This is a genomic window from Micromonospora sp. L31 (assembly GCF_052068075.1).
Taxonomy (GTDB): domain Bacteria; phylum Actinomycetota; class Actinomycetes; order Mycobacteriales; family Micromonosporaceae; genus Micromonospora; species Micromonospora purpureochromogenes.
Window position 1 is genome coordinate 469287 of the sequence record NZ_JBQHDC010000002.1, and the last position, 25878, is coordinate 495164.

General features: G+C 75.6%; 19 protein-coding genes and 2 pseudogenes. 11 read left to right on the forward strand and 10 right to left on the reverse strand.

Annotated features, from left to right (window positions below):
* Positions 1 to 2 precede the first annotated feature (2 nt).
* The 7 genes from ACTMS9_RS08775 to ACTMS9_RS08805 all read right to left on the reverse strand — a co-directional run bounded on the left by ACTMS9_RS08775 (position 3) and on the right by ACTMS9_RS08805 (position 5899).
* Positions 3 to 1490 carry a phytoene desaturase family protein gene (locus tag ACTMS9_RS08775; RefSeq protein ID WP_441164634.1) on the reverse strand — a complete coding sequence of 496 codons (1488 nt, stop codon included), beginning with the start codon at positions 1488 to 1490 and terminating at the stop codon, positions 3 to 5.
* Positions 1491 to 1501: 11 nt separating this feature from the next.
* The gene (locus ACTMS9_RS08780; protein ID WP_441164635.1) at positions 1502 to 2632 is read right to left on the reverse strand and encodes a glycosyltransferase; all 1131 of its coding nucleotides are present in this window, start codon (positions 2630 to 2632) and stop codon (positions 1502 to 1504) included.
* Positions 2629 to 3444 carry a carotenoid biosynthesis protein gene (locus tag ACTMS9_RS08785; RefSeq protein WP_441164719.1) on the reverse strand — a complete coding sequence of 272 codons (816 nt, stop codon included), beginning with the start codon at positions 3442 to 3444 and terminating at the stop codon, positions 2629 to 2631. The genes ACTMS9_RS08780 and ACTMS9_RS08785 overlap by 4 nt, the downstream gene beginning before the upstream one ends.
* The gene (locus ACTMS9_RS08790; protein WP_441145242.1) at positions 3444 to 4028 is read right to left on the reverse strand and encodes a GNAT family N-acetyltransferase; all 585 of its coding nucleotides are present in this window, start codon (positions 4026 to 4028) and stop codon (positions 3444 to 3446) included. The genes ACTMS9_RS08785 and ACTMS9_RS08790 overlap by 1 nt, the downstream gene beginning before the upstream one ends.
* On the reverse strand, positions 4025 to 4786 hold the full coding sequence (locus ACTMS9_RS08795) for a monooxygenase (protein ID WP_441145240.1): 762 nt from the start codon (positions 4784 to 4786) through the stop codon (positions 4025 to 4027). The genes ACTMS9_RS08790 and ACTMS9_RS08795 overlap by 4 nt, the downstream gene beginning before the upstream one ends.
* Positions 4783 to 5271, reverse strand: a complete 489-nt coding sequence (locus ACTMS9_RS08800; protein ID WP_357913360.1) for a YbaK/EbsC family protein — start codon at positions 5269 to 5271, stop codon at positions 4783 to 4785. The genes ACTMS9_RS08795 and ACTMS9_RS08800 overlap by 4 nt, the downstream gene beginning before the upstream one ends.
* Before the next feature lie 430 nt (positions 5272 to 5701).
* Positions 5702 to 5899, reverse strand: a complete 198-nt coding sequence (locus ACTMS9_RS08805; protein WP_441164636.1) for a hypothetical protein — start codon at positions 5897 to 5899, stop codon at positions 5702 to 5704.
* A gap of 384 nt (positions 5900 to 6283) precedes the next feature.
* Between ACTMS9_RS08805 and ACTMS9_RS08810 the strand changes: the two genes are divergently transcribed.
* The 10 genes and pseudogenes from ACTMS9_RS08810 to ACTMS9_RS08855 all read left to right on the forward strand — a co-directional run bounded on the left by ACTMS9_RS08810 (position 6284) and on the right by ACTMS9_RS08855 (position 16905).
* The gene (locus ACTMS9_RS08810; RefSeq protein WP_088961099.1) at positions 6284 to 6733 is read left to right on the forward strand and encodes an SAV_6107 family HEPN domain-containing protein; all 450 of its coding nucleotides are present in this window, start codon (positions 6284 to 6286) and stop codon (positions 6731 to 6733) included.
* Positions 6734 to 6828: 95 nt separating this feature from the next.
* On the forward strand, positions 6829 to 7560 hold the full coding sequence (locus tag ACTMS9_RS08815; RefSeq protein ID WP_441164637.1) for a hypothetical protein: 732 nt from the start codon (positions 6829 to 6831) through the stop codon (positions 7558 to 7560).
* Positions 7557 to 8813: pseudogene (locus tag ACTMS9_RS08820) on the forward strand (DNA polymerase Y family protein); the annotation flags it as partial. The gene ACTMS9_RS08815 and the pseudogene ACTMS9_RS08820, both read left to right, overlap by 4 nt.
* A 147-nt stretch (positions 8814 to 8960) precedes the next feature.
* Positions 8961 to 9293, forward strand: a pseudogene (locus ACTMS9_RS08825) (DNA polymerase Y family protein); the annotation flags it as partial.
* Positions 9294 to 9425: 132 nt separating this feature from the next.
* Positions 9426 to 12836 carry an error-prone DNA polymerase gene (locus ACTMS9_RS08830; RefSeq protein ID WP_441164638.1) on the forward strand — a complete coding sequence of 1137 codons (3411 nt, stop codon included), beginning with the start codon at positions 9426 to 9428 and terminating at the stop codon, positions 12834 to 12836.
* A gap of 97 nt (positions 12837 to 12933) precedes the next feature.
* Positions 12934 to 13113 (forward strand): hypothetical protein, encoded by a 180-nt coding sequence (locus tag ACTMS9_RS08835; RefSeq protein WP_088961103.1) that lies wholly within the window; start codon positions 12934 to 12936, stop codon positions 13111 to 13113.
* A 38-nt stretch (positions 13114 to 13151) separates the two neighbouring features.
* Positions 13152 to 13922, forward strand: a complete 771-nt coding sequence (locus ACTMS9_RS08840) for a class I SAM-dependent methyltransferase (protein WP_441164639.1) — start codon at positions 13152 to 13154, stop codon at positions 13920 to 13922.
* A gap of 4 nt (positions 13923 to 13926) precedes the next feature.
* Positions 13927 to 15093 (forward strand): alkaline phosphatase family protein, encoded by a 1167-nt coding sequence (locus ACTMS9_RS08845; RefSeq protein WP_441164640.1) that lies wholly within the window; start codon positions 13927 to 13929, stop codon positions 15091 to 15093.
* A gap of 38 nt (positions 15094 to 15131) precedes the next feature.
* A complete protein-coding gene (locus tag ACTMS9_RS08850; protein WP_441145229.1) occupies positions 15132 to 16391 on the forward strand; it encodes a DNA polymerase IV in 1260 nt (419 codons plus the stop codon).
* A gap of 115 nt (positions 16392 to 16506) precedes the next feature.
* Complete coding sequence (locus ACTMS9_RS08855; protein WP_088961106.1) at positions 16507 to 16905, forward strand: DUF3040 domain-containing protein; 399 nt, start codon at positions 16507 to 16509, stop codon at positions 16903 to 16905.
* A gap of 404 nt (positions 16906 to 17309) precedes the next feature.
* Here ACTMS9_RS08855 and ACTMS9_RS08860 read toward each other — a convergent pair whose 3' ends face one another.
* The 3 genes from ACTMS9_RS08860 to ACTMS9_RS08870 are packed head-to-tail and all read right to left on the reverse strand — an operon-like array spanning position 17310 to position 22177.
* Entirely contained in the window at positions 17310 to 19805 is a 2496-nt protein-coding gene (locus ACTMS9_RS08860) for a transglutaminaseTgpA domain-containing protein (RefSeq protein ID WP_441164641.1), read from the reverse strand.
* Between the two features lie 16 nt (positions 19806 to 19821).
* Positions 19822 to 21120, reverse strand: a complete 1299-nt coding sequence (locus ACTMS9_RS08865) for a DUF58 domain-containing protein (protein WP_441145224.1) — start codon at positions 21118 to 21120, stop codon at positions 19822 to 19824.
* A gap of 1 nt (position 21121) precedes the next feature.
* The gene (locus ACTMS9_RS08870; protein WP_088961109.1) at positions 21122 to 22177 is read right to left on the reverse strand and encodes an AAA family ATPase; all 1056 of its coding nucleotides are present in this window, start codon (positions 22175 to 22177) and stop codon (positions 21122 to 21124) included.
* Positions 22178 to 22751: 574 nt separating this feature from the next.
* Between ACTMS9_RS08870 and leuS the strand changes: the two genes are divergently transcribed.
* Positions 22752 to 25592: a leucine--tRNA ligase gene (leuS, locus tag ACTMS9_RS08875; protein ID WP_441164642.1), complete on the forward strand. Its 2841-nt coding sequence runs from the start codon at positions 22752 to 22754 to the stop codon at positions 25590 to 25592.
* Positions 25593 to 25878 lie beyond the last annotated feature (286 nt).

The window sequence follows — 25878 nt, forward strand, 5'->3', positions numbered from 1 at the left end:
GGCTACCAGGCCGGGCCGATCTCCTCGGCGACGATCTGCGCGGAGAGGGCCACCATCGGCAGGCCGCCGCCGGGGTGGCTGGAGCCGCCGACCAGCCAGAGCCCGTGGGCCGGGCCCCGGTTGGCCGGGCGCAGCAGCCCGCCCGCGGTGCCGTAGATCGTGCCGCCCGGCGCGCCGGTCGCCGCGTCCAGGTCGGCCGGGGTACGCACCTCCCGGAACACCAGCCGGTCCCGGACGTCGACGCCCCGCTCGGCGAGCACGTCGAGGATCCGGTCGGCGTACGCCTCGGCCAGCCCCGGCCGGCGCCAGTCCACCGCCCCCGCGGCGGTGCCGTGGCGGGCGGCGTTGACCAGCACGAACCACGACTCGTGCCCGTCCGGGCGGACCATCGGGTCGTCGGCGACGGTGACGAAGACGGTCGGGTCGACCGCCGGTCGCGCCCGTACGCCCCGCCCCGGGTCGCCGAAGACCGCGTCGAACTCGGCGTCGTGGTCGCGCGGGAAGAACACGTTGTGGTGGGCCAGCCCGGAGTCGCCGCGTACCCCGAGCAGCAGCACGAAGCCGGCCAGGCTGCGGTCGGTCAGCCCGGCCAGCCGGCGCGGGCTGGGCAGCAGGTCCCGGTAGAGGGTGAGCGCGTCGGTGTTGGCCACCACCACGTCGGCGGGGACGGGCGCGGCGGCCCTGGCGAGGCGTACCCCGTGCACCCGGCCGCCCGCGGCGTCGATCCGGGTGACCGTGGCGCCGGTCTGCACGACCACGCCGAGATCCAGGCAGCGCGACAGCAGCGCGTCGGCCAGGGTGCCCAGCCCGCCGCGCAGGTACCAGCCGCCGAAGGTCAGCTCGGCGTAGGGGACGGCGACCAGCGCGGCCGGGGCGCGGCGCGGGTCGGCGCCGGTGTAGGTGGCGTACCGGTCGAGCAGCATCCGCAGCCGCGGGTCGGACAGCTGCGACCGGCCCAGCCCGCGCAGGCTGCGGCCGGGACCGATGGCGGCCAGGTCGCCCAGCCGCCAGGCCAGCGCGGCGAGGTCGCGCGGCGAGCCGACGGCCCGGCGCAGGATGTCCCGGTGCGAGGCTTCCCAGACCCGGGCGGCCCGGCGCCACAGCCGTTGCCAGTCGGCGGCCGCCCGGTCGCCGAGGGCCGCGCCGATCCGGGCGGCGAACTCGGCCGGGTCGGCGCAGGAGTCCAGCACCGGCCCGCCGCCGGGGAAGACGTGCCGCACGATCGGGTCCAGCGGCACCAGGTCGAGGTACTCGTCGAGCTTGGCCCCGGTGGCCCCGAACAGATCGTGGAAGACCTGGGGCAGGGTGAACAGGCTGGGGCCGGTGTCGAAGTGGAACGAGCCGGCCGGGGTGTGGTGCGCGTACCGGCCGAGCTTGCCGCCGACGGTGTCGGCGCTTTCGAAGACGGTGACCTCGTGCCCGGTGACGGCCAACCGGGCGGCGGCGGCCAGGCCGCCCACCCCGGCGCCGACGACCACGATCCGCGCCATGCCGCGTCCTCCTAGCTGACCGGGCGGCCCCGCCAGGACAGACGTCGCCGCTTCCGCAGATGGTACGACCGCAAAGTCAGCCAACCGAGGACCACGACCGACACGGGGTGTGCCAGCGCGTCGGGCCAGGCCCGTCCACCGGTGGCCCGGGCGCTGAGCACCCGCCCGGCGACCCCGAGCAGGTAGCCGCCGGTGGCGAGCGCGGCCGACAACGGCGCGCCGGCAACCAGAGCCGCGACGGCGACCAGCGGGGGAGCGGTGTAGAGCAGGAGCAGCAGAGCCACCACGACCGCCGCCGCGGCCGGGTGACCGAAGGAGGCCCAGAGCGACTTGGTGTAGCCGTCGCGCAACTGCGGCCAGTCCTCGTACATCCGGCAGGCGGCCAACCGGGAGCCGTCGGCGAGGGCGATCCGCCCGCCGGAGCGCTTGACCGCCCGGGCCAGCTCGATGTCCTCCAGCACCTTGTCGGCCACCGCGGCGTGCCCGCCGGCCCGGTCGTAGCCGGCCCGGTCCATCACCAGGAACTGCCCGCCGACGGCGGCCAGCGACGGCCGCGGCGAGCGTTCCATCGCGCGCAGCGGCAGGAAGGTCAGCCACAACCACTGCAACAGCGGCTGCACCAGCCGGTCGGCCGCCGTCCGCACCACGATCCGGGGGTACGGCGACAGCAGCGTCGCCCCGGCGGCGCGCAGCTCGGTGACCGCCGCCGCGACGGCGTACGGGGTGAGCACCACGTCGGCGTCGACGAACACCAGCGCGGTGGCGGTCGGATCGGCCCGGCCGGCGAGCTGGTGGCAGGCGTGCGGCTTGCCCAGCCAGCCCGGTGGCGGGGTGACCCCGGTGAGCAGGGTGACCCGGGGATCGTCGCCGGCCACGGCGCGGACCACGTCGGCGGTCCCGTCGGTGGACCCGTCGTCCAGCACCACGATCCGCAGCCGCGGCACCCCCCGCTGGGCGAGCAGCGACCGCAGGCAGGGCGTGAGCCGGGCCGCCTCGTCGCGCAGCGGCAGCAGCACCGCCACCGGCTCGGTGACCTCGACCGGCCCGCCGGCGGGGCGGCGCAGCCAGCGGCCCGCGTTGACCCCGGTGTGCGCGGTCAACGCGGCGAGCGCGAGGACCAGGGCGAGGACCGCCGCGCTCATGCGGTGGCGTCGACGCCGGGACGCGCCGGTCGGCGGGGTGCCCGCCGGTCGTCGCCGTGCCGGCCGGCGCGGACCAGCGTCACCGCCAGCGGCACCGCCGCCACCGCCATGCCGGCCGCGCCCCAGGCCGCCGAGGCGGGCAGGTCGAGGAAGACCGCGTGGGCCAGCACGCTGGAGAAGTACGTCCACAGGTAGAGCGCGAACATCGGGTCGTCCCGGGAGTCGGTGACCGCGACGGACGGCCCGGCCAGCGGGCGCAGCGCGCTCATCAGCAGCACCGCGAAGAGCAGCCAGCCCAGGTAGTTGCTGACCGGGATGCCGGGCAGCCCGGGCAGGGCCGGGTCGGCGTCGCGCCACACCCAATAGCCCTCGGCCACCATCTGCGGGTCGAGGAAGAGGTCCCAGGCGGCCAGCCCGACGGCGGCCAGCGCGATCCGCCCGGGCCCGGACGAGGTCAGCCGGACGGCGGCCAGCCAGGCGGGCCACGCCATCCAGGTCCAGGCCAGCGGGATGATCAGCGGGACCCCGGCCAGCTTCGGACCGAGTTCGCCGGAGTAGTCGTAGCTGCCGAACGGAAAGCCGGTGGCGACCCCCAGGGCCTCGATTGCGAAGCCGCCGCCGGTGGCCACCGCGACCAGCGCCCCCGCCGTACGCGGGCCGCGGCGCAGCAGGGCGTGGCCGACCGCGAGCAGGTAGCCCAGCAGCACGGTGGCCACGGTCAGCCGGGCCCGGGTCGTGCCGGTGGTGAGCGGGTAGCAGATCTGGGCGAGGACGAGGACAGTCAGCAACGCCCAGGGGGCTCGCCGTCGGATCACGGCGCGGCCGGGCCGGACCGCACTGTGGCGGCCGGGTCGGCCACGGCCAGCGGCAGGTCCCGGCCGAGCACGCCGAAGGGCCGCTCGTCGCCGGGGAATTGGAAGTGCCGCAACACGTCGACGAAGCCGAACCGCCGGTACAGCCGCCAGGCGCGCGAGGTCTGCTCGTCGGCTTCAGGGGTGGACAGCAGGGTGGTGGCGCCCTCGGCGAGCGTGAGCAGGGCGGTCAACTGTCGGGTGCCCAGGCCGTGCCCCTGCGCCGGTGGCCGGACGTGCAGCTCCACCACCTCGAAGCAGTCGGTCAGCCAGCGCCGGCGGGCCTCCGGGTCCAGTGCCCGGTGCACCTGGTCGTGCCACCACTGCCCGGGCGCGCCCAGGTAGCCGTACCCGAAGCCGGCCAGCCGGCCGTCGGTGGTGAGGCTGGCGACGGCGCGGAAGCCGGGGCGGCGCACGTGGGTGGCGATGTAGCCGCGGCGGGCCTCCAGCAGGTCGGTGCGGTAGTTCATCGCCTCCCCGTAGACGGCGACCACGTCGTCCAGCCGCCGGACGAGATCGTCCGGCGTCCACCGCACCAACCTCATGCGTGTCCCTTCACCGTTGCCGCGTCGCCGTCGGCGACCCACCCCAGCACCGTCCGGTCGCCGACCACGTCGCGCACCTCGAACCGCGCGAAGAGCTCCTCCGCGTACCACCCCTCGGTGGGGGTGCGGCTGATCGCGGCGCGGTGCTCCGGGTGACGGTACGCGAACGCCACGAGGTCTGCGGGATCACGCCACACGCTGACCGTGCCCTGCCAGCCCAGCGGGGCCTCGCCGACGCCGAACCGGGCGAGCAGCCCGGGCGCGGCGTGCAGCGCGGCGGCCACCGGGGGGATCGCCGTCCAGAAGGTGGCCGCCCGGCGGGGCCGCAGCCGGGCCCGGGTGAGCGCCAGCACCGGTCCGCCGACCCGGCCGCCGGGCGGGTCGCCGAACGGGCGCCGGCCGGACCACTCGCCCCGGCTGCTCACCGGGCGCAGGTCGACCCGGACGGCGGCCCGGGCGATCCGGGCCCAGGCCCGGCCGACCGGGGAGGCGTCGAAGCCGTCGGCGGCGTCGGGGGAGTCCCAGACGATCAGCCCCGCCCACCGGGTCAGGTCGGCGTCGCCGGGCCCGAAGCCGGTGCCGGTCCCGGTGCCGAGCAGCTTGCCGAACCGTACGCCGGGGGTGGCGCGCAGCCGGCGCGGGTCGAGCGCCATCCGGGTGAGCGCCCGGGGCAGCGCGGCCCGGGAGATCCGCCACACGTGCAGGGTGACCAGCTCGGGAACCGTGTCGCCGGCAGTCGCCCCACCGGGCTCGCTCACGCCACCTCGGTCGGGGTGCCGGCGGTGATCCGCAGCAGGTCCGCGTACGTGCTGGGGAAGACCGCCTGGGGCACCCCGCCGGCCGCCCAGATCTCGGCGTACTCCTGCAGAGCGGTGTCGACCAGGGTGCGCAGCGGGCGCGGGTGGCCCACCGGGGCGACCCCGCCGATCACCTGGCCGGTGTGTTCCCGGACGAACTCCGGGGTGGCCCGGCGCAGCCGGGTGACCCCCAGCCGGGCGGCCAGCTCGGCGGTGTCCACCCGGTGCGCGCCGGAGGTCAGCACCAGCAGGGGCTCGCCGTCGGCCTCGAAGACCAGCGAGTTGGCGATGGCGCCGGCGTCGACGCCGAGCGCCGCGGCGGCCGCGGCCGCGGTGTGGACCGCCTCGGGCAGCAGACGGACCAGGCTGGGCGCGCCCGCGCTGTCACGCGCGCCCGCGCCGTCCAGGGCCGCCTGCACCGCCTGCACGTTCGGGTGTGGCTGCATGCCCCCATTCTTCCCGGTACGCCCCGGCCCGGTGGAGCCGGTTGGGTCCGGTCGGCGTGGCGGGTGCCGTGCGCGGCGGGCGGCATCCGGTGGAGCCGGCCGGTCCGGCCGGTCCGGCCGATGTGGTGGGTGTCGGGGCGGCGGGCGACGACGACCCGGTCACCGTCACGCGGCGTCACCCGGGCTTCCGGCAGGCCGCACCCCCCGTTCGTCCTTTGCTCTGCTGCCCCGGACGCGACAGGCACGCGGTGTCACTGTTGCGTCGGCGGCAGCAGAGCAAAGGGGGCGCGAGAGCTGGTGCCGCCCCTGGCGGTCTTCGGGCGCCCGCCCTGGTCAACGACGAGACGGGCCGGCGGGACGCCGGGCGGGCCGGAGCCACACCGGACGAAGCCGTCACGCACGGTCATGACGGCAGAGTCGAGGTGGGTCGTCACCCACCGTTAGCCCCTATCGCCCCGGCCAGCCGATCGCGCGTGCCGGCCCCGCCCCGGCCAGCCGGCGGTGGTGGTGGTGCCACCCTGCCGGCGGCGTCGACCACCAGCGCCTCGTGCCCGTCCAGGGTGGCCAGCCGGTCCCGCGCGTCCGCGCCCCGGACGAGCGCGGCGGTGGCGTACCCGCCGGACGCCACACGTTGCGTTTTCGTCGGAGGGAGGGTGTACTGTCAGAGCAGTTAGAACGAGTGTTCGATTGAGTCGTACGCCCGTTCCAACACCCGGGAGCGGTGTTTCGCGGCTCCGGCTTCCGGGAGAGGTGCGGTTTCGCGGACCGCACCGGGTTCCGGGCAGTCGCGAGCCCGGTCCCGTCAAGGCAGGATCGTCGTCCGCCGCCCACGACCCCCGGGCGGCGGACGACGAACCCGCCGGTTCGCCGGCCGGGTGTGGTGTGGGGAAGCGTCCACACCCGGCCGGCCCCCATCCGGTGCGTCTTCCTCCGCACCACCCGCTCCGGGCGCCCGCCGACGGATCCTTCCGCCGCGCGCCGCGCCCGCCCCGGTCACGCGGAGGAGACAGTCATGCCGACCAACCCGGCCCAGGCACCGACGGTGCCCGCGCACGTGCTGCCGCACCGCACCCCGGCCCAGCTCCTCGCGGTGGCTCGGATCGGGCTCAGCGAGGCCGCCCAGACCCGCCCCGACGGGCTGCGCTACGCCGCCGCCCACCTCGCCGCGCTGCGCGCGGCCGCGGCCCTGCTCGCCGCCCGCGCCCGCCCCGCCCCCGCCCGCCGCCACCGGATCACCAGCGTCTGGGTCCTGCTCTCCACGGTCGCCCCCGAGCTCGACGAGTGGTCCGCCTACTTCGCCGCTGGCGCCGGCAAGCGGGCCGCCGCCGAGGCGGGGATACCCCGCGTGGTGAGCGCCCGGGAGGCCGACGACCTGCTCCGGGCCGCCGAGCAGTTCGTCTCGGTGGTGGAGACCGCGCTCGGCCTGGCTCACCAACCGACCCTCGACGGCCTCGCCGCCTGACCCGGCACCCGCCCGGGTTCCCCCGCCGGGCACATCCGGCGTCCCATCCGACAGCGACACCTGATCCAGCAGAAACACGACGGGGGGTTGGTCCCATGGCGGGCCGCATGGTGGTCGGTTCCGCCGCACTGGCCGATCTGGTGCGCCCGGCGAGCGCGCCGGATCCGGCCGGCGGCCACCGGGTGCTCCCGGTGGCGCCCGAGCTGACCGGCCTGCTCCCCAACCGCGGGCTGCGCCGGGGCAGCACGATCGCGGTCTCCGCCGGCCAACCCCGACGCAGCGGCGGCACCTCCCTGGTCCTGGCGCTGCTCGCCGAGGCGTCCCGGGCCGGCTCCTGGTGCGCGGTGGTCGGGGTGCCGACCTTCGGGGCCGGCGCGGCCGCCGAGATCGGGATCGCGCTGGACCGGCTCGCCCTGGTGCCCGACCCCGGCCCGGAGTGGCCCACCGTCGTGGCGGCGCTGATCGACGGGGTCGACGTGGTGGTGACCGCCGTGCCGCAGACTGTCTCGGCCTCGGTCGCCAACCGGCTCGCCGCCCGGGCCCGGCAGCGCGGCAGCGTGCTCGTCCCGTACGGCCGGTGGGACGGCGCGGACGTCACTCTCCAGGTGGTCCGCGGGGTCTGGGAGGGGCTGGGGTCGGGCCGGGGCCGGCTGCGCCGCCGTGAGGTGACCGTGTCGGCGCGCGGGCGCGGGGCGGCCGCCCGGCCCAAGGAGATCAAGGTCTGGCTGCCCGGTGACGGGCTCACCCGCGTCATCCCCCGGCCGGCGGTCGCGGACGGCGTCGGCCGCCCCCGGCGTGGCGCGCTCACCGTGGTCGGGTCCGCGTGACCGGCACGCCGGTGCGCACCCTGCTGCTCTGGTGTCCGGACTGGCCGGTCATCGCCGCCGAGATCGTCGACGGGGTGCCCGCCACCGGCCCGGTCGCCGTGCTGCACGCCAACCGGGTGGTGGCCTGCTCCGAGCAGGCCCGCGCCGAGGGGGTGCGGCGGGGCCTGCGCCGGCGGGAGGCGCAGGGGCGCTGCCCGCAGCTGACCGTCGTCGACCACGACCCGGGGCGGGACGCCCGCGCCTTCGAACCGGTGGTCGCCGCCGTCGAGGAGGTCGTCGCCGGCGTCGAGGTGGTACGCCCCGGCGCCTGCGCGGTGGCCGCCCGGGGTCCCAGCCGCTACCTCGGCGGTGAGGAGGCGGCCGCCGAACGGATCGTCGAGCAGGTGGCCCAGGCCTGCGCGGTGGAGAGTCAGGTCGGCATCGCCGACGGGGTCTTCGCCGCCGGGCTGGCCGCGCGCGCCGGCCGGGTCGTACCGCCGGGCGGGACGCCGGAGTTCCTGACCGGGTTGCCGGTCGAGGCGCTCGGTCGTCCCGCGCTGGCCGACCTGCTGCGCCGGCTCGGCGTGCGTACCCTCGGCGACTTCGCGGCGCTGCCCGCCGGCGACGTGCTGGCCCGGTTCGGCCTCGACGGGGCGCTGGCCCACCGGCTCGCCGCCGGGCGGGACGACCGCCCGCTGGCCGTCCGGCAGCCCCCGGTCGACCTGGCGGTGACCGCCGACCACGACGAGCCGCTCGACCGGGTCGACGCGGCCGCCTTCGCCGCCCGCGCGCTCGCCGAGCGGCTGCACGACCGGCTCGCCGCGCACGGGCTGGCCTGCACCCGGCTCGGCATCGAGGCGGTCACCGCGCACGGCCAGGAGCTGCACCGGGTCTGGCGGCACGACGGCCTGCTCAGCGCCGCGGCCATCGCCGACCGGGTCCGTTGGCAGCTCGACGGCTGGCTTTCCGGCAGCACCGGCCGGGCCGGCGCCCGCCCGGCCCGGCCGACCGCCGGGATCGTCCGGCTGCGGCTGGTCCCCGACGGGGTGCTGGCCCAGGCGGGGCTGCAACCCGGCCTGTGGGGGGAGACCGGCGAGGAGCGGGAGCGGGCGTATCGGGCGTTGAGCCGGGTGCAGGGCATCCTCGGCCCGGAGTCGGTGGTCACCGCCGTGCTCGGCGGCGGTCGTTCCCCGGCCGACCAGACCCACCTGGTCCCCTGGGGCGACGAACGGCTCCCCGCCCGCCCCGGCCCACCCCCGCTGCCCGGCGAGCCGGCCCTGGGCGCCCACCGGGCCGACGGTGGGGGTCGGGCCACGGGCACCGGCCGGGTCGCCGGTGGCGCTGGCGGCGGCGCTGCCGGTGGCGCTGGCGGCGGCGCTGCCGGTGGCGCTGGCGGCGGCGGTCCGGCCGGCGGGGGGAGCGCCGTCCCGCCGTGGCCGGGCCGGCTGCCGCCGCCCGCACCGGCCGTGGTGCTGCCCACCCCGCTCGCCGCGACCGTGCACGACGCCGCCGGCGAGCCGGTCGTGGTCAGCGCGCGCCTGGCGGTGAGCGCCGCGCCGGCCCGGCTGGCCGTCGGCACGGCCCGACCGGTCGAGATCGTCGGCTGGGCCGGCCCGTGGCCCGTGGACGAGCGCTGGTGGGCGCCGGCCGAGGCCCGGCGCCGGGCCCGGTTCCAGGTCTGCCTGGCCGACGGCGCTGCCCTGCTGCTGGCGGTGGAGGCCGGCCAGTGGCTGGTGGAGGCGATCTATGACTGAGCCGGTCCCGTCCGGTCCGGGGCGGTTCCCTTGCGGAGCTGGCGCGCCCGACCGGTCGGTCCGCTCCGGGTCGGGGGCGGCTGCCCCGGTGGAGCCGGCCGTCGGGACCCGGTCGCCCGCGGGGGCGGCCCGATGAGCTTCCACAACCCCAAGCTGCCCTGGTCAGAGCTGGAACGGGTGCTCTCCGGGCGGCCCGGCGGCGGGTCGGGCGGCGGCGGGTCGGGCGGCGGCGGGCGGCCGCGGGGTGGGCGGTCGCGCGAGGAGCGGCACCTGCACGTGGTCGACCCGCTCGCGGTCGACGCCGACGGCGGCGACGCCCCGGCCTGGAGCCGCAAGCGCCAGCAGTACGAGGCGCCCGAGCTGCCCCACCCGGACGGCACGGTGCCCTACGCCGAGCTGCACGCGCACACCAACTTCAGCTTCCTCGACGGCGCCAGCCATCCCGAGGAGTTGGCCGAGGAGGCCGCCCGGCTGGGGCTCACCGCGCTCGCCGTCACCGACCACGACGGCTTCTACGGCGTGGTCCGCTTCGCCGAGGCGGCCCGCGCGCTGCACCTGCCGACGATCTTCGGCGCCGAACTCTCCCTCGGGCTGCCGGGCCCGCAGAACGGCGAGCCCGACCCGCACGGCGCCCACCTGCTGGTGCTCGCCCACGGCCACGAGGGGTACGCCCGGCTGGCCACCACCATCGCCCGCGCCCAGCTGCGCGGCGGGGAGAAGGGCCGCCCGGTCTACGGCGAGCTGGAGGAGGTCGCCGCCGAGCTGCGCGACCACGTGCTGGTGCTGACCGGCTGCCGCAAGGGGCACGTGCCGGGCGCGCTGCTCACCGAGGGCGTCGACGCGGCGGCCCGCGAGCTGGACCGGCTCACCGCCCTCTTCGGCGCCGAGACGGTGGCGGTGGAGCTGACCGACCACGGCCACCCGGTCGACGCCGACCGCAACGACGCCCTGGCCGAGCTGGCCGCCGCCGCCGGGCTGCCCACGGTGGCCACCAACAACGTGCACTACGCGACCCCGGCCCGGCGCCGGCTCGCCACCACCCTGGCCGCCGTCCGGGCCCGGCGCAGCCTGGACGAGATCGACGGCTGGCTGCCCGCCGCCGCCACCGCCCACCTGCGCAGCGGCGCGGAGATGGCGGCGCGGTTCGCCGCGTACCCGGGCTCGGTGGCCCGGGCCGCGGAGTTCGGCGCCGAACTCGCCTTCGACCTCCAGCTCGTCGCGCCGCAGCTGCCGGCGTACCCGGTGCCGCCGGGGCACACCGAGATGAGCTGGCTGCGCCACCTGACGATGCAGGGCGCCCGGGAACGCTACGGCCCGCCCGAGGCGCACCCGGAGGCGTACGCACAGCTGGAGCACGAGCTGAAGATGATCGAGGAGCTGGGCTTCCCCGGCTACTTCCTGGTGGTCTACGACATCGTCACGTTCTGCCGTGAGCAGGACATCTACTGCCAGGGTCGGGGCTCGGCGGCGAACTCGGCGGTCTGCTACGCGCTGCGGATCACCAACGTGGACGCGGTCCGGCACCGGCTGCTCTTCGAGCGCTTCCTCGCCCCGGAACGCGACGGCCCGCCCGACATCGACGTGGACATCGAGTCCGACCGCCGGGAGGAGGTGATCCAGCACGTCTACACCCGGTACGGCCGGGAGCACACCGCGCAGGTCGCCAACGTCATCTCGTACCGGCCCCGCTCGGCGGTGCGGGACGTGGCCAAGGCGTTCGGCTTCTCACCCGGCCAGCAGGACGCCTGGAGCAAGCAGATCGACCGGTGGGGCTCGGTGGCGTCGGTCGACGTCGAGGACATCCCCGAGCAGGTGGTCGCGTACGCCAACGAGCTGCAGACGTTCCCCCGGCACCTGGGCATCCACTCCGGCGGCATGGTGATCTGCGACCGGCCGGTGATCGAGGTGTGCCCGGTGGAGTGGGGCCGGATGCCCGGCCGCAGCGTGCTCCAGTGGGACAAGGACGACTGCGCCGCCGTCGGCCTGGTCAAGTTCGACCTGCTCGGCCTGGGCATGCTCTCCGCGCTGCACTACGGCTACGACATGATCGGGATGACCCTCGACCTGGGCGACATGACGCTGGACGACCCCGAGGTCTACGACATGCTCTGCCGGGCCGACTCGGTCGGGGTGTTCCAGGTGGAGAGCCGCGCCCAGATGGCCACCCTGCCCCGGCTCAAGCCCCGCGAGTTCTACGACCTGGTGGTCGAGGTGGCGCTGATCCGGCCCGGCCCGATCCAGGGCGGCTCGGTGCACCCGTACATCCGGCGCAAGAACGGCCAGGAGCCGGTGACCTTCCCGCACCCGCTGATGCGCAACGCGCTGGAGAAGACCCTCGGCGTGCCGCTGTTCCAGGAGCAGCTCATGCAGCTCGCGATCGACCTGGCCGGCTTCGACGCGGCCGGGGCCGACCAGCTGCGCCGGGCGATGGGGTCCAAGCGCTCGGTGGAGCGGATGGCGCAGATCGCCGACCGGCTCTACGCCGGGATGGCCGAGCGGGGCATCACCGGCGAGCTGGCCGACGACGTCTACCGCAAGCTCACCGCCTTCGCCAGCTACGGCTTCCCGGAGAGCCACGCGATGAGCTTCGCCTACCTGGTCTACGCCAGCTCCTGGCTCAAGCGCTACCACCCGGGGCCGTTCCTGGCCGCGCTGCTCAACGCCCAGCCGATGGGCTTCTACTCGCCGCAGACCCTGGTCGACGACGCTCGTCGGCACGGCGTGGAGGTACGCCGGCCGGACATCAACGCCAGCGGGGCCAAGGCGGTGCTGGAGTCGACGCCGGAGACCCGGTGGGGGAGCCAGCCGGGGGAGCCGCCGCACGCCTGGGGGCTGGGCGGGCCGGCCGTCCGGCTCGGGCTCGGCAGCGTGCGTACCCTCGGCGAGGACGTGGCCGAGCGGATCGAGGCGGAGCGGGCGGCGCACGGGCCGTACCGGGACATGCCGGAGCTGTCCCGGCGGGTCGGGCTCACCGCCGCGCAGCTGGAGGCGCTGGCCACCGCGGACGCCTTCGCGTGCTTCGGGCTGACCCGGCGGCAGGCGCTCTGGGCCGCCGGCGCGGCGGCCCAGGACCGGCCGGGCCGGCTGCCCGGCACGGTGACCGGGACGGCCGCGCCCACCCTGCCCGGGATGGAGGCGGTGGACCGGCTGGTCGCCGACGTCTGGGCGACCGGGCTGTCCCCGGAGAGCCACCCGGCCCGGTTCATCCGCGACCGGCTCGACGCCCTCGGCGCGGTGCCGATCGCCCGGCTCGGCCGGGTGGAGCCGGGCCGGCGGATCCGGGTCGGCGGGATCGTCACCCACCGGCAGCGGCCCGCGACCGCCGGCGGGGTCACCTTCCTCAACCTGGAGGACGAGACGGGGATGCTCAATGTCACTTGCTCCCCGGGGCTGTGGCAGCGCTACCGTCGAATTGCCCGCACCAGCGCGGCGTTGGTGGTGCGAGGCCGGTTGCAGCGGCACGAGGGAGTCACCAGCCTCACTGCGGACCGGCTGGACGCCATCGAGCCACCGGTCAGCCCGGCGTCCCGGGATTTCCGCTGATTCCAGTGATCCACATTACGGTTTCCTCGGACGCCAGGCGGGAGACTGCCGGCACGTGCGGGCAGAGTGGCCCGCTCGCGGCAAGGGGGAAGACGCGATGACGTCGAACAGCATGCACACCGGCGGCGTGGCGAACGCCCGGCGCACCCGGCTCGCGGCCGGATGGGCGCCGGCGCAGGACGTGGAGACGCGCGAGTACCAGGTCCACGACGGCCCGGTGGCCAACGCGAACCGGTCCCGCGCGGAGGAGGACCCCGCCGCCGGCGGCGAGTCCTGACCAGCGCGGTACCGCCTGCGGGGGGTCCGGTGGCGCGGGTGACTAGGCTCGACCGGGTGGAGCAGACCACCCGAGGCCGGTTCACCGGGCCGCCGCTGACCCCCCGTACCGCTGTCATCTGGTCGGTCCTCGCCGATGAGCTGGACCGACGTGCCGGCGCCGAGCTGACCGTGCTCGACGTCGGCGGTGGGACCGGCGGCTTCGCCGTCCCGCTCGCCCAGGCCGGGCACCGGGTCACCGTGGTCGACGCCAGCCCCGACGCGCTCGCCGCGCTGACCCGCCGGGCCGCCGAGGCCGGGGTCGCCGCCCGGGTACGCGCCGTGCAGGGCGACGGCGACGCCCTGGCCGGGCTGGTCGAACCGGCCAGCGCCGACCTGGTGCTCTGCCACTCCGTGCTGGAGGTGGTCGACGACCCGACGCCGGTGGTCACCGCGCTGGCCGCCCCGCTGCGACCCGGGGGCGCGGCCAGCGTGCTGGTCGCCGGCCGGGCCGCCGCCGTGCTGGCCCGGGCGATGACCGGCCACCTGGACGTCGCCGCCGCGCTCGCCGCCGCCCCGGACGGCTCCGCCGGGCCGCGCGACACCCTGCGCCGGCGCTTCGACGCCGACGGCGCCGCCGCGCTGCTGCGCGCCGCCGGGCTCACCGTCGAGGAGATCCACGGGGTACGCGTCCTCGCCGACCTGCTCCCCGCCGCCGTGGCCGACGGCCAGCCGGGCAGCCTGGTCGAGCTGGAACGGGCCCTCGCCGCCCGGTCGCCGTACCGGGACCTCGCCGCCCAGCTGCACCTGTTCGCCCGCCGGCCGGCATGACGGCATGACCTCCGCCGCACCGGCCGATCCGCTGGACGTCGTGGCGCCCCGCTACGGCGGTGGCAGCCTCGCCGACGTGGTGCCCAGCGCGCTGGCGGTGCTCGGCGTGCCCGGCGCGGTCGACCTGCTCGGGCTCACCCCCCGGCTGGCCGGGGTGCGGCGGATCGCCGTGCTCCTGGTCGACGGGCTCGGCTGGTACCAGATCCCGACGGCCGCGCCGTACGCGCCGACCCTGGCCGGGCTCGCCGCCACCGTCGGTCGGCCGCTGACCTCGGGTTTTCCCTCCACCACCCCGACCAGCCTGGTGAGCTTCGGCGCGGGCGTCGCGCCCGGGCCGCACGGGGTGCTCGGCTTCACCGTCCGGGTGCCCGGCACCGACCGGGTGCTCAACCACATCGAGTGGGCCGGTGACCCGGAGCCGCTGACCTGGCAGCCGGTCCGTACCCAGTGGGAGCGGGCCCGGGCGGCCGGCGTCGCGGTGACCGTGGTCAGCCGCCCCGAGTTCGCCGGCAGCGGGTTGACCCTGGCCGCCAACCGGGGCGGCGACTACCGGGGCGCCACCGGGGTGGACGCCCTGGCGGCGACGATGCTCGCCGCGCTCGCCGCCGGCCCCGGGCCGACCCTGGTCTCCGGCTACCACCCCGACCTGGACCGGCACGGTCACCTCACCGGCGTCGACTCCGCGCCCTGGCGGATCGCCGCCGCCGAGGTGGACGCGCTGCTCGCCCGGCTCGTCGACGGGCTGCCGCCGGACGCCGCGCTGCTGGTCACCGCCGACCACGGGCAGCTCGACGTGCCCGCCGCGCACCGCTTCGACCTGGACACCGACTCCCGGCTGCGGGCCGGGGTGCGGGTCGTCGCCGGAGAGCCGCGGGTGCGCTACCTGCACGTCGAGCCGGGCGCCGTCGGCGACGTGGTGGCCGCCTGGTCGGCGGTGCTCGGCCCGGCCGCCCGGGTGGAGACCCGGGCGGAGGCGGTGGCCGCCGGGCGGTTCGGCCCGGTGCCGGAGGAGCACCTGCGACGCGTCGGCGACGTCGTGGTGACCTGCCACGGCACGTACGCCGTGCTGGCCAGCCGCTCCGAGCCGCCGGCGGTGTCCCGGTTGGTGGCGTACCACGGGGCGGACACGGCGGCGGAGCTGACCATCCCGCTGCTGGTGGTGCGGGGCTGACCGGTCGGGCTGTCGTACCGGCGGGCTAACCTGCGGGAATGGGTCGGAGCCAGTCGTTGCCGCGTGGCGGTGACCCGCGCTTCGGGCCGGACGCCGACGACTCCGGCAGCCCCATCCTGCACGTCGACATGGACGCCTTCTTCGCCTCGGTGGAGGTGCGTCGCCGCCCCGAGCTGCGCGGCCGGCCCGTGGTGGTCGGTGGCGTCGGGCCGCGCGGCGTGGTCAGCTCCGCCAGCTACGAGGCCCGGCGGTACGGCGTCCGCAGCGCCATGCCCACCATGCGCGCCCGGGCGCTCTGCCCGCACGCGGTCTACCTCCCGCCCGACTTCGCGCAGTACACGGCCGCCTCCCGCGCGGTCATGCAGATCTTCCGGGACGTCACCCCGCTGGTCGAGCCGCTCTCCCTGGACGAGGCGTTCCTCGACGTGGCCGGCGCCCGGCGACTGTTCGGGCCGCCGGCCGAGATCGCCCGCCGGATCCGCGAACGGGTGGCGGCCGAGCAGCAGCTGACCTGTTCGGTCGGGGTGGCCCCGACCAAGTTCGTGGCCAAGCTCGGCTCCACCCGGGCCAAGCCGGACGGCCTGCTCGTGGTGCCGGCCGACCGGGTGCTGGAGTTCCTGCACCCGCTGCCGGTCGGCGCGCTCTGGGGGGTGGGGGAGCGCTCCGCCGAGACGCTGCGCCGGCTGGGCCTGAACACCATCGGCGACCTGGCCGAGGCGCCGTACGGCATGCTCCGCAAGGCGGTCGGCGAGGCGTCCGCCAGCCACCTGCACGAGTTGGCCTCGGGGCGCGACCCGCGCACGGTCAGCCCCGAGCACGTGGAGAAGTCGATCGGCGCCGAGACGACCTTCGACGCCGACGTCGCCGACCCGGTGGAGATCCGCCGCACCCTGCTCGCCCTCAGCGACAAGGTCGGCGCCCGGCTGCGCCGGGCCGGGCAGGTCGGCCGGACGGTCTCGCTCAAGGTACGGCTGGCCGACTTCCGCACGGTCAACCGGTCCCGCACCCTCGACGTGTCCACCGACACCGCCCGGGAGATCTTCGACACCGCCTGGGCGCTCTACACCGTTCTCGACCCCGCCGAGCGCGTCCGACTGGTCGGCGTCCGGGTGGAGGGGCTGGCCGGGGTGACGGAGACGCCACAGCAGCTGACCCTCGGCGCGCCCGAGCGCGGCTGGCGGGAGGCGGAAGCTGCCGCCGACGCCGCGGCTGCCCGTTTCGGGCGGTCCGTCATAGGTCCGGCCAGTCTGCTCGGCAAGCGTGATACCCGTCGAGGCGAAAATCCGACCCGGCCGTAGGTCGTCCCGCTTTCCGACGCGCGAGCCCCCTCGTAGACTTGACGGCAAGCAGCCGGTTGGCTGCCACGGTCTGTCGGCCCGAGCGGGCCGACCAACGTGACCGGGGAGGAGTGCCGTGCCGCTCTCGGAGCACGAGCAGCGGCTGTTCGAGCAGATCGAGCGGTCGCTTGCCGAGGACCCCAAATTCGCCTCGGCCGTGCGCGCCAGCGACCCGCGTTTCCACGCGCGGCGTCGCCTGCTCGTCGCTGCCGGCGTGGTCGTCGTCGGCCTGGCCCTGTTGGTCTACGGCGCGGTGATCAAGACTCCGCCGCTGGCAGTGGCGGGCTTCGTCGTCATGCTGGCCGCGCTGGGCTACGCGGTGCAGTCGCATCGCCGGTCGCAGTCACCCGACCTGCACGTGGTGGGTGGCACGACGAGTCGCCGTCGTCCGCGCGGGCGCGCGGGTGGTCGACGGCCGTCGCTGCTGGACCGCATGGAGGACCGGTGGCGGCAGCGTCCGGAGGGACATCGCTGAACGCTCACCGCCCCTGAGGCGGGTGGGCGTCGCCACGACGGTGGGTGCCGGACGGGTCCGGCCACCTCCGTCGTTTCCGCACGTCCGACCCCGCTCCGAGCCCCGGCCCCGGCCTCGATCAGGTTGCCGGAGCCAAGCCACCGTCGTCGGTCGTGACCGACTCGGTGTCGGCGCCGTGGCGGGGTCCGAAGGCCCGGAATGCCGCCCATGTCGACGACATGGCGCGGCGCCGCAGACGCAATGTCCAGCGCCCGAGGTTGGCGGCGCGGCATCACCCGGGCACGCCGAGCTGTCCTCACGCACTTTCAGAGAAGGCGTGGCTATTCGGCGAAGAATAGCCACGCCTTCTCTGAAAGTGCTCGGGGCCGGGGCGGCCCCGAGCACGTGGCCGGGTGCGGGCCGGGTCAGGCCCGGCGGGTGGCGCGGTCGGCGAGCAGCCGGCGCGGGTTCCAGCGCAGCAACCGTGAGCGGGTCCGCCCGCCGCTGGCCACCAGCCGGGAGGACGAGTCCGCCACCGCCAGCCGCCAGCGCAGCAGCACCGACGGCGGCAGCACGGTCGCCAGGAACCGGGTGCGCCGGTCCGACCGGGCGGCGAGGGCGCCCCGGACCGCCGTCAACGCCGGGTGCAACGGCTCGCCGGTGAGCGGGTCGCGGGCGTAACGGGCCCGCTCCTCCGCCCGGCCGAGCAGCCGTACCGCCGCCGCGGACGCGGTGTCGTCGGCGACGGCCTCGCGGGCCAGCCGCTCGGCGGTGGCCCTGGGCGTCTCGGTGCGGTCTACGCGTACCCGGTAGTCGACCAGCGTGTCCAGCAGCTCGTCCCAGGCCGCGTGCGCGTCGGCGCGGGCCCGGTCGTGGTCCGCGCCCAGCACGACCATGCCGGGCGCGTCGGCGGCCGCCCCGCCCGCCCCGTCCGGGCCGCCGGCGCCGGCGACGGCGGCGACCGCCCGGACCGGCCGGCCGTGGCGGCGACGCCGCAGCGCCATCCGCCGCAGGGCCGGCAGGCAGAGCAGGGCGATCAGCGCCAGCACGGCACCCGCCGTCCACCAGGGCCAGCTCGGCGCGCGCCGGGTCGGGGCGCCGCCGGCCGCGTCGAAGCCGGCGTCGGTGTCCCGGTCGGCGGCGTCCTCCCGGTCCGGCCCGGCCGTGGCGGCCGGGTCCTCCGGGGAGGCGCCCGGCGCGCTGGTCTCCGACGGCTCCGGGTCCGGGGCGTCGCTGTCCGGGGCCCAGGCCGAGCGGTTCGCGCCCTGCACCGCGTACGCCGGGGTCGCGTCGAACGGGACCCAGCCCAGCTGGTCGAAGTAGACCTCCGTCCAGGCGTGCAGGTTGCGGTTGGTGAGCACGTACGCGTCTTCGCCGGCGCTGGTGCCGTTGGTGAAGCCGAACGCCACCCGGGCCGGGATGCCGGCGGAGCGCACCAGCCAGGCCATCGCCGCCGCGTACTGCTGGCAGTAGCCGACCTTGCTGGTGAGGAAGTCGACGATCTCCTCGCCGCTGGTGCCACCCTTGGTGCTCAGCGAGTAGCTGAAGCCGTTCTCCCGGGAGAAGTAGTCGTAGATCGCCCGGACCTTGTCGTAGTCGTTCCGCTTCCCCTCGACCAGCCGGGACACCAGCAGGTCGACCTGCTGCACCGCCGGCCGCCGGGTCTGCTGGACGGCGATCGGGTGCTCGGCGGGCAGAGAGCGGGCCCGGCGCAGCGCCGACGGGGTGAACGTCGAGCGGACGTACTCGAACGAGTAGCGCTTGCCCCGGGAGTTGTCCTGGTTGGAGAAGAGCACCCCGAGGTTCGAGTCGTAGAGCCAGTTGCGGCTGAGCCCGTCGACGTTGACCGGGTCGGCGTACACCGGCACGAACGGCATCTCCAGGTTGCGGGTGACCTCGACCGTGGCCCGGTACCGCTGCTGCTCGGCGCCCTGGCGGGCCGGTGGGGCGGGCAGGTCCCGGTCCACCCGCCGGCCGTTGGGCGGGCGCACCCGGAAGCCGTCCGGCCGCAGCTCGTCGGCGACGCCGAAGCGCAGGTAGAACGGGCTCGCCTCGGTGGTGGTCACCTTGACCATCTCGGCCACCTCGCTCTGGTTGAGCTGGCCGCTGAGCGCGGCGAACAGGTCGATCCGGCCGGGGCTGCCGCCCTGGCCGGGCCGCCCGTTGCCGGTGCCGTTGCCGGTCGAGTTGACCTGGTCGAGCAGCCCACCGGTCATCCCGGGCACGGCCAGCGGGAGCACCACGGCCAGCGCCACGCCCACCACCGCCAGCCGGCGGCCGGCCGCGGCCAACGGGGACGACTCCCAGACGTCGACGTCACGTCCCTCGCCGGTGAACCGGCGGCCGAACCGGCGTACCCGGTCGACGTTGTCGGTGACCAGCAGCCACAGGTAGCCGGAGGCGCCGACCACGAACGGCAGCGCGGGCACGCTGTCCACGTAGACCGCCACCGGCACCGAGTAGATGGCCAGCATCGGCAGGCCGGCCAGCGCCGGACGGCGCAGCCCCACCGCGAGCACGTCCACCATGATCGCCACCGAGCCCACCCCGAGCACGGTGATGAACAGCAGCGGGGTGGTGTCCGGCACCTCGACGCCGTACGAGCGCATGTCCTGCAACGAGCCCTGCAACAGCTCGCCGAAGTGGGCCAGGGTGGCCGGCGTGGGCAGGAACGCGACCAGCTCGGTGCCGCCCGGGAAGAGCCAGGTCAGGGCGAGCAGCAGGCCGGCCAGCATGCCCAGCACCTGGCCCCACAGGGGAGCCCGGACCAGTCGGGTCAGCGCGGCCACCCCGGCGACCACGGCCACCGCGATGGCGGCTTCGATCAGCCAGGTCCAGCGCTGGAAGATCGAAGACAGCGGCGCCGCGGCGAGCAGAGTCGCCGCGGCGGCCACGAAGCCGAGGTTCCGGGACGCGATCACGACGTCACCCTTTCCGTCATCGGACGCCGCCGGCGACCGTCTCGGCGAGCGCCGCGCGCAACGCGAAGCCCTGCGAGCCCCGGGCGGCCTGCGGCCAGAGCGCCGGCAGCCGGCCGCCGTGGTCCACCCCGATCACCCGCCAGCCGCCCTGGAGCAGGGCGAGCGCGGCCGCGCCGTGTGCCCGTTCCGACTCGGCGCGGGCCTTCTCCGGCAGGTTGAGCCAGGTGGAGCTGTCCAACAGGAAGGCGACGCAGGTCGCCCCGTTGCCGCGCAGCCCGGCCAGCAGCTCGGCCTCGGCGGTGCTCACCGCACCGAGCAGGGCGATGATCAGGCCGCCGTCGGAGCGCTGCCGGACTCGCTGCACCAGGGTGGCGACCTCGCCGCGCTGGTCGAGGCGGACGTCCGCCAGGTGGTCCAGGAGCAGGCCGTCCCCGGCGCCCTCGGTGGCGTCCACGTCCGCACCGGAGCCGGTGACCAGCCGCAGCTTGTAACCGGACTGGCGCAGGTGCACCGCGATGCTCGCGGCGGCGGAGACCGCCCACTCGAAGCTGGCGGTCGGGCCGTCGCCGCGGTGGCCGAACGCCCGGGTGTCCAGCACGACGGTGGCCCGGCTCTCCCAGGGCTGCTCCTCGCGACGCACCATCAGCTCGCCGGTGCGGGCGGTCGACTTCCAGTGCACCCGGCGCAGGTCGTCGCCGACCCGGTACTCCCGGGTGGCGGCGTCGTCCTCGCCGTGCACCGCCACCGACCGGGCCCGGCTGTCGCCGCTGCCGGCGTACTCGCCGGGGAGGCGGACCGTCGGCAGCGGGGTGACCTGGGGGATCACGGTCAGGTGGTCGGTGCTGGGGAAGGCCCGGGTCAGCTCGCAGAGCCCGAACGGGTCGGTCAGCCGGACCACCAGGGGGCCCACCTCGTACCGGCCGCGCACGTCGGCGCGGACCGTGTACGCGACCGAGCTGGCCTGGTGCGCGCCGAGCCGCTCCAGCACCACCCGGGGCCGGCTGCCCAGCGCGTACGGCAGCCGGTCCTCCAGCAGCAGGGTGCCGGTGGGCAGGCGGGACATGTTCTGCAGGCGCAGCACCACCCGGGAGCTGGCCCCGACCGGCACCCGGTGCGGCTCCAGCGACCGGTTGCAGGCCAGCTTGTAGCGGCTGCGCCCGACGTAGAGCGCGGCGAGCAGCGGCAGGACGGCGAGCAGCACGGCCACCCGCAGCAGGTCCTTCTCGCCGAGGATGCCGGCGGAGACCGCCGCCGCGACCGCGGCCGCCAGGAACGAGCGGCCGCGGGTGGTCAGGCCGCGCAGCCCGTCGCGCACCTCACGGCCTCCGCGGCTCGTACGGCCCGCGGCCGTTGCCCGCGGCGGGCCGCGGCGTGTCGTACGGGGTGCGCTTGCGCTCCTGCGGCAGCGCCAGCCGGTGCACCAGCTCCGAGACGATCGCGTCGGTGGTGCGCCGGGCCAGCTGGGCGTCGGCGGTCGGGATGATCCGGTGCGCCAGCACCGGCACCGCCAGCGCCTGCAGGTCGTCGGGGAGCACGTAGTCGCGACCCTCCAGCGCGGCGACCGCGCGGGCGGTGCGCAGCAGCTGGAGCGTGGCCCGGGGGGAGGCGCCGAGGCGCAGGTCGGGGGCCTCGCGGGTGGCGGTGACCAGGTCCACCGCGTACTGCTTGACCGCGTCCGCGACGTGCACCTGCCGGACCGTGGCGATCAGCTGGCGCACCGTCGCGGCGTCGGAGACCGGGCGCAGCTCCTGCAGCGGGTCGGTGGCGCCGTGGCCGTCCAGCATGGCCAGCTCGGCGCCGGGGTCCGGGTAGCCCATGGCGATCCGGGCGGTGAACCGGTCGCGCTGCGCCTCCGGCAGGGGGTACGTCCCCTCCATCTCGATCGGGTTCTGGGTGGCGATCACCATGAACGGCGTCTGGAGCTGGTAGGTGACCCCGTCGACGGTGACCTGCCGCTCCTCCATGCACTCGAGCAGCGCGGACTGGGTCTTCGGCGAGGCCCGGTTGATCTCGTCGCCGACCACCAGGTTGGCGAAGACGGCGCCCGGACGGAACTCGAAGTCGTGCGTCTCCTGGTTGTAGACGCTGACCCCGGTGACGTCGCTGGGCAGCAGGTCGGGGGTGAACTGGATGCGCCGGACCGAGCAGTCGATCGAGCGGGCGAGGGCCTTGGCCAGCTTGGTCTTGCCGACGCCCGGCACGTCCTCGATCAGGAGGTGTCCCTCGGCGAGCAGGACGGCCAGGGCGAGGCGCACGGTCGCGGTCTTGCCTTCGATGACCTGCTCGATGTTGGCCACGATGGCTTCGCTGGCGGCGCGGAACTGGTCGTGCGGCAGCAGGCCGCCCACCTCGTCCCAGGTCTGTTGTGTCACGGGCCTCCTCCTCGTCGCCGGAACGGCAGCTCTGTATAGAGCACCTGGACCCGCCGTTGGGTTCGCGACGCCGAGCCACGTCTGCCGCAGAAATCTCACTGGTTCTCAGGCTAACCATGTTTCTCGTTGTCGCCGACCCCCGCAGGTAGACGGTCGGTTACGCCCCGAATATCCACCGCAACGGGGGACCTGACGGTCGCTGTCGGTGCCCACCATGATCACGATGGGCACCGGCGCGGGCCCGGCGGGGGTGGCCCCGCCCGGCCCGGCGCCGACCCGCGGTGGCGGGCCACCCGCGCGCCCGGCGGGCGGGGTACACTGCCGGACATGGCCGGAGTCTTCCTGCTTCTTACCGGGCCGTGCTGATGCGCTGACGCGCGACAGCACGGCGGCCCCTCCTGCGCGAGGGGCTTTTTTGTGCCCTCCGCCGGCCGGCGTGTGCCCCGGGCCCGCCCGGGCGGGCCGCACCGGGAGCGGATCCACTCCCCATACCGAACCATGACCACGCCGAGCGAGGTCAGCACCCAGCCCGGCCGGGCACGGCCGGCGGCGACGAGCGAAGCGAGGAGACGCCATGAGTGAGGCAGCCGCACCGGCGGGCGACATTCCCCCCTACCGGTACACCGCGGCCCTGGCCGACGAGATCGAGCAGCGTTGGCAGGACGTCTGGGCGCGTGAGGGCACCTTCCACGCCCCGAACCCGACCGGCCCGCTGGCCGACCCGGACCACCCCCGGGCCGGCGCGGAGAAGCTGTACGTGCTGGACATGTTCCCGTACCCGTCGGGCGCCGGCCTGCACGTCGGCCACCCGCTGGGCTACATCGGCACCGACTGCTTCGCCCGCTATCAGCGGATGGCCGGGCGCAACGTGCTGCACGCGATGGGCTTCGACGCGTTCGGCCTGCCCGCCGAGCAGTACGCGGTGCAGACCGGCACCCACCCGCGGACCACCACGGTGGCGAACATCGAGCGGTACAAGGCGCAGCTGCGCCGGCTGGGGCTGGCCCACGACGAGCGCCGCTCGGTAGCGACCATCGACACCGACTTCTACCGCTGGACCCAGTGGATCTTCCTGCAGATCTTCAACTCCTGGTACGACCCGGACGTGCGCAGGGCCCGCCCGATCGCGGAGCTGATCGCCGAGTTCGAGGGCGGCAACCGCCCCACCCCGGACGGCCGGCCCTGGGCCGAGCTGACCGTGGCCGAGCGGCGCACGATCGTCGACGACCACCGGCTGGCGTACGTCTCACAGGCCCCGGTGAACTGGTGCCCCGGGCTGGGCACCGTGCTGGCCAACGAGGAGGTCACCGCCGACGGCCGCTCCGAGCGGGGCAACTTCCCGGTCTTCAAGCGCAACCTGAAGCAGTGGATGATGCGGATCACCGCGTACGGCGACCGGCTGCTGGACGACCTGGACACCCTGGACTGGCCCGAGCCGATCAAGCTGATGCAGCGCAACTGGATCGGCCGCTCCCAGGGCGCGCACATCGACTTCCCCACCGAGCGGGAGCCGATCCGGGTGTTCACGACCCGCCCGGACACCATCTTCGGGGCCACCTACATGGTGCTGGCCCCGGAGCACGAACTGGTCGACGCGCTGGTGCCGGCGGCCTGGCCGGCGGGGACGAAGGACGCCTGGACCGGCGGGCACGCCAACCCGCGCGCGGCCGTGGAGGCGTACCGGAAGGCGGCGGCGGCCAAGACCGACGTCGAGCGGCAGGCCGACACGAAGGAGAAGACCGGCGTCTTCGTCGGCGCGTACGCCGTCAACCCGGTCACCGGCGGGCAGATCCCGATCTTCATCGCCGACTACGTGCTGGCCGGCTACGGCACCGGCGCGATCATGGCGGTGCCCGCGCAGGACGAGCGGGACTGGGCGTTCGCCGAGGTCTTCGAGCTGCCGATCGTGCGGACCGTGCAGCCGTCGGAGGGCTTCGACGGCAAGGCGTACACCGGGGAGGGTCCGGCGATCAACAGCGCCGCGCCCGACCGCGGCCTGGACCTGAACGGCCTGGGGGTCGCCGACGCCAAGGCGGCGATCATCGAGTGGCTGGAGGCCAACGGGCACGGCGCCGGCGCGGTCACCTACCGGCTGCGCGACTGGCTGTTCTCCCGGCAGCGCTACTGGGGCGAGCCGTTCCCGATCGTGTACGACGAGACCGGCGCGGCGATCGCGCTGCCCGAGGAGATGCTGCCGGTCGAGCTGCCCGAGGTGGACGACTTCTCGCCGCGCACCTTCGACGCCGACGACGCCGACAGCAACCCGGAGACCCCGCTGTCGCGGCGGCGCGACTGGGTCGAGGTGGAGCTGGACCTGGGTGACGGCCCGAAGCGCTACACCCGCGAGACCAACGTGATGCCGCAGTGGGCCGGCTCCTGCTGGTACGAGCTGCGCTACCTGGACCCGACCAACTCGAAGCGGTTCGTCGACGCGGAGAACGAGCGGTACTGGATGGGCCCGCGCGGCGAGGGCGACTGCGGCGGCACCGACATGTACGTCGGCGGCGCCGAGCACGCCGTGCTGCACCTGCTGTACGCCCGCTTCTGGCACAAGGTGCTGTACGACCTGGGCCACGTCTCGTCGTTCGAGCCGTTCCGCAAGCTGTTCAACCAGGGCTACATCCAGGCGTACGCGTACACCGACGCCCGGGGCGCCTACGTGCCGGCGGAGGACGTGATCGAGCGTGACGGCGGCTTCTACCTGGGCGACACCCAGGTCAAGCGCGAGTACGGCAAGATGGGCAAGTCCCTGAAGAACGTCGTCACGCCCGACGAGATGTGCGCCGCGTACGGCGCCGACACGTTCCGGGTCTACGAGATGTCGATGGGTCCGCTGGAGGTGTCCCGCCCGTGGGAGACCCGGGCGGTCGTCGGGTCGTACCGGTTCCTGCAGCGGGTCTGGCGGGCGATCGTCGACGAGCAGACCGGCGCGCTGCGGGTCACCGATGCCCCGGCCGACGAGGCGACCCGGCGGCTGCTGCACAAGGTCGTCGACGGGGTCCGCGGTGACATGGAGGCGATCCGGTTCAACACCGCGATCGCCAAGCTGATCGAGCTGACCAACGGGCTGACCCGGCTGTCGGAGACCCCGCGCGAGGTGGCCGAGCCGCTGGTGCTGATGCTGGCGCCGTTCGCCCCGCACGTGGCCGAGGAACTGTGGCGGCGGATGGGGCACGAGAGCTCCCTGACGTACGCGGACTTCCCGACCGCCGACCCGGCGCTGCTGGTCGCCGAGACGGTGACGTACCCGGTGCAGATCAACGGCAAGGTCCGCGGCCGGGTCGAGGTCCCCGCCGACGCGTCCGAGGAGACCGTCCGAGCGGCGGCCCTGGAGGCGGTCGCCGGCCCGCTGGCCGGCAAGGAACCCCGCAAGGTCATCGTCGTCAAGGGCCGCATGGTCTCCATCGTCGCCTGACCCATCCCCCCGGCCGGGGCTGGCAGTTTCACGGAAAGAGTGGCTGTTCCGCGCGGAACAGCCACTCTTTCCGTGAACGTGGGCGGATCTTGGGCCGGGGTGGGGTGGCCGGGCTCTTCACCAAGGTCGGCGCGCGGTCCCAACGGGCGAGCGGCGCCCGGAAGGCGATACACGGAGCGTGACCTCCGTGGTGGCGCACGCCCCGACGAGCGTGATGACTCAGAGGCATATTTATGCCTCTCAGGTATGTCGCTCGTCGGGCACGTCCACTCCGGGCCGCGACACG

Coding starts and splice junctions, on each gene's coding strand:
- ACTMS9_RS08775 (WP_441164634.1), bottom strand. CDS start 1,490: ATGGCGCGGATCGTGGTCGTCGGCGCCGGGGTGGGCGGCCTGGCCGCC.
- ACTMS9_RS08780 (WP_441164635.1), bottom strand. CDS start 2,632: ATGAGCGCGGCGGTCCTCGCCCTGGTCCTCGCGCTCGCCGCGTTGACC.
- ACTMS9_RS08790 (WP_441145242.1), bottom strand. CDS start 4,028: ATGAGGTTGGTGCGGTGGACGCCGGACGATCTCGTCCGGCGGCTGGAC.
- ACTMS9_RS08800 (WP_357913360.1), bottom strand. CDS start 5,271: ATGCAGCCACACCCGAACGTGCAGGCGGTGCAGGCGGCCCTGGACGGC.
- ACTMS9_RS08810 (WP_088961099.1), top strand. CDS start 6,284: ATGCCGACCAACCCGGCCCAGGCACCGACGGTGCCCGCGCACGTGCTG.
- ACTMS9_RS08815 (WP_441164637.1), top strand. CDS start 6,829: ATGGCGGGCCGCATGGTGGTCGGTTCCGCCGCACTGGCCGATCTGGTG.
- ACTMS9_RS08830 (WP_441164638.1), top strand. CDS start 9,426: ATGAGCTTCCACAACCCCAAGCTGCCCTGGTCAGAGCTGGAACGGGTG.
- ACTMS9_RS08835 (WP_088961103.1), top strand. CDS start 12,934: ATGACGTCGAACAGCATGCACACCGGCGGCGTGGCGAACGCCCGGCGC.
- ACTMS9_RS08845 (WP_441164640.1), top strand. CDS start 13,927: ATGACCTCCGCCGCACCGGCCGATCCGCTGGACGTCGTGGCGCCCCGC.
- ACTMS9_RS08850 (WP_441145229.1), top strand. CDS start 15,132: ATGGGTCGGAGCCAGTCGTTGCCGCGTGGCGGTGACCCGCGCTTCGGG.
- leuS (WP_441164642.1), top strand. CDS start 22,752: ATGAGTGAGGCAGCCGCACCGGCGGGCGACATTCCCCCCTACCGGTAC.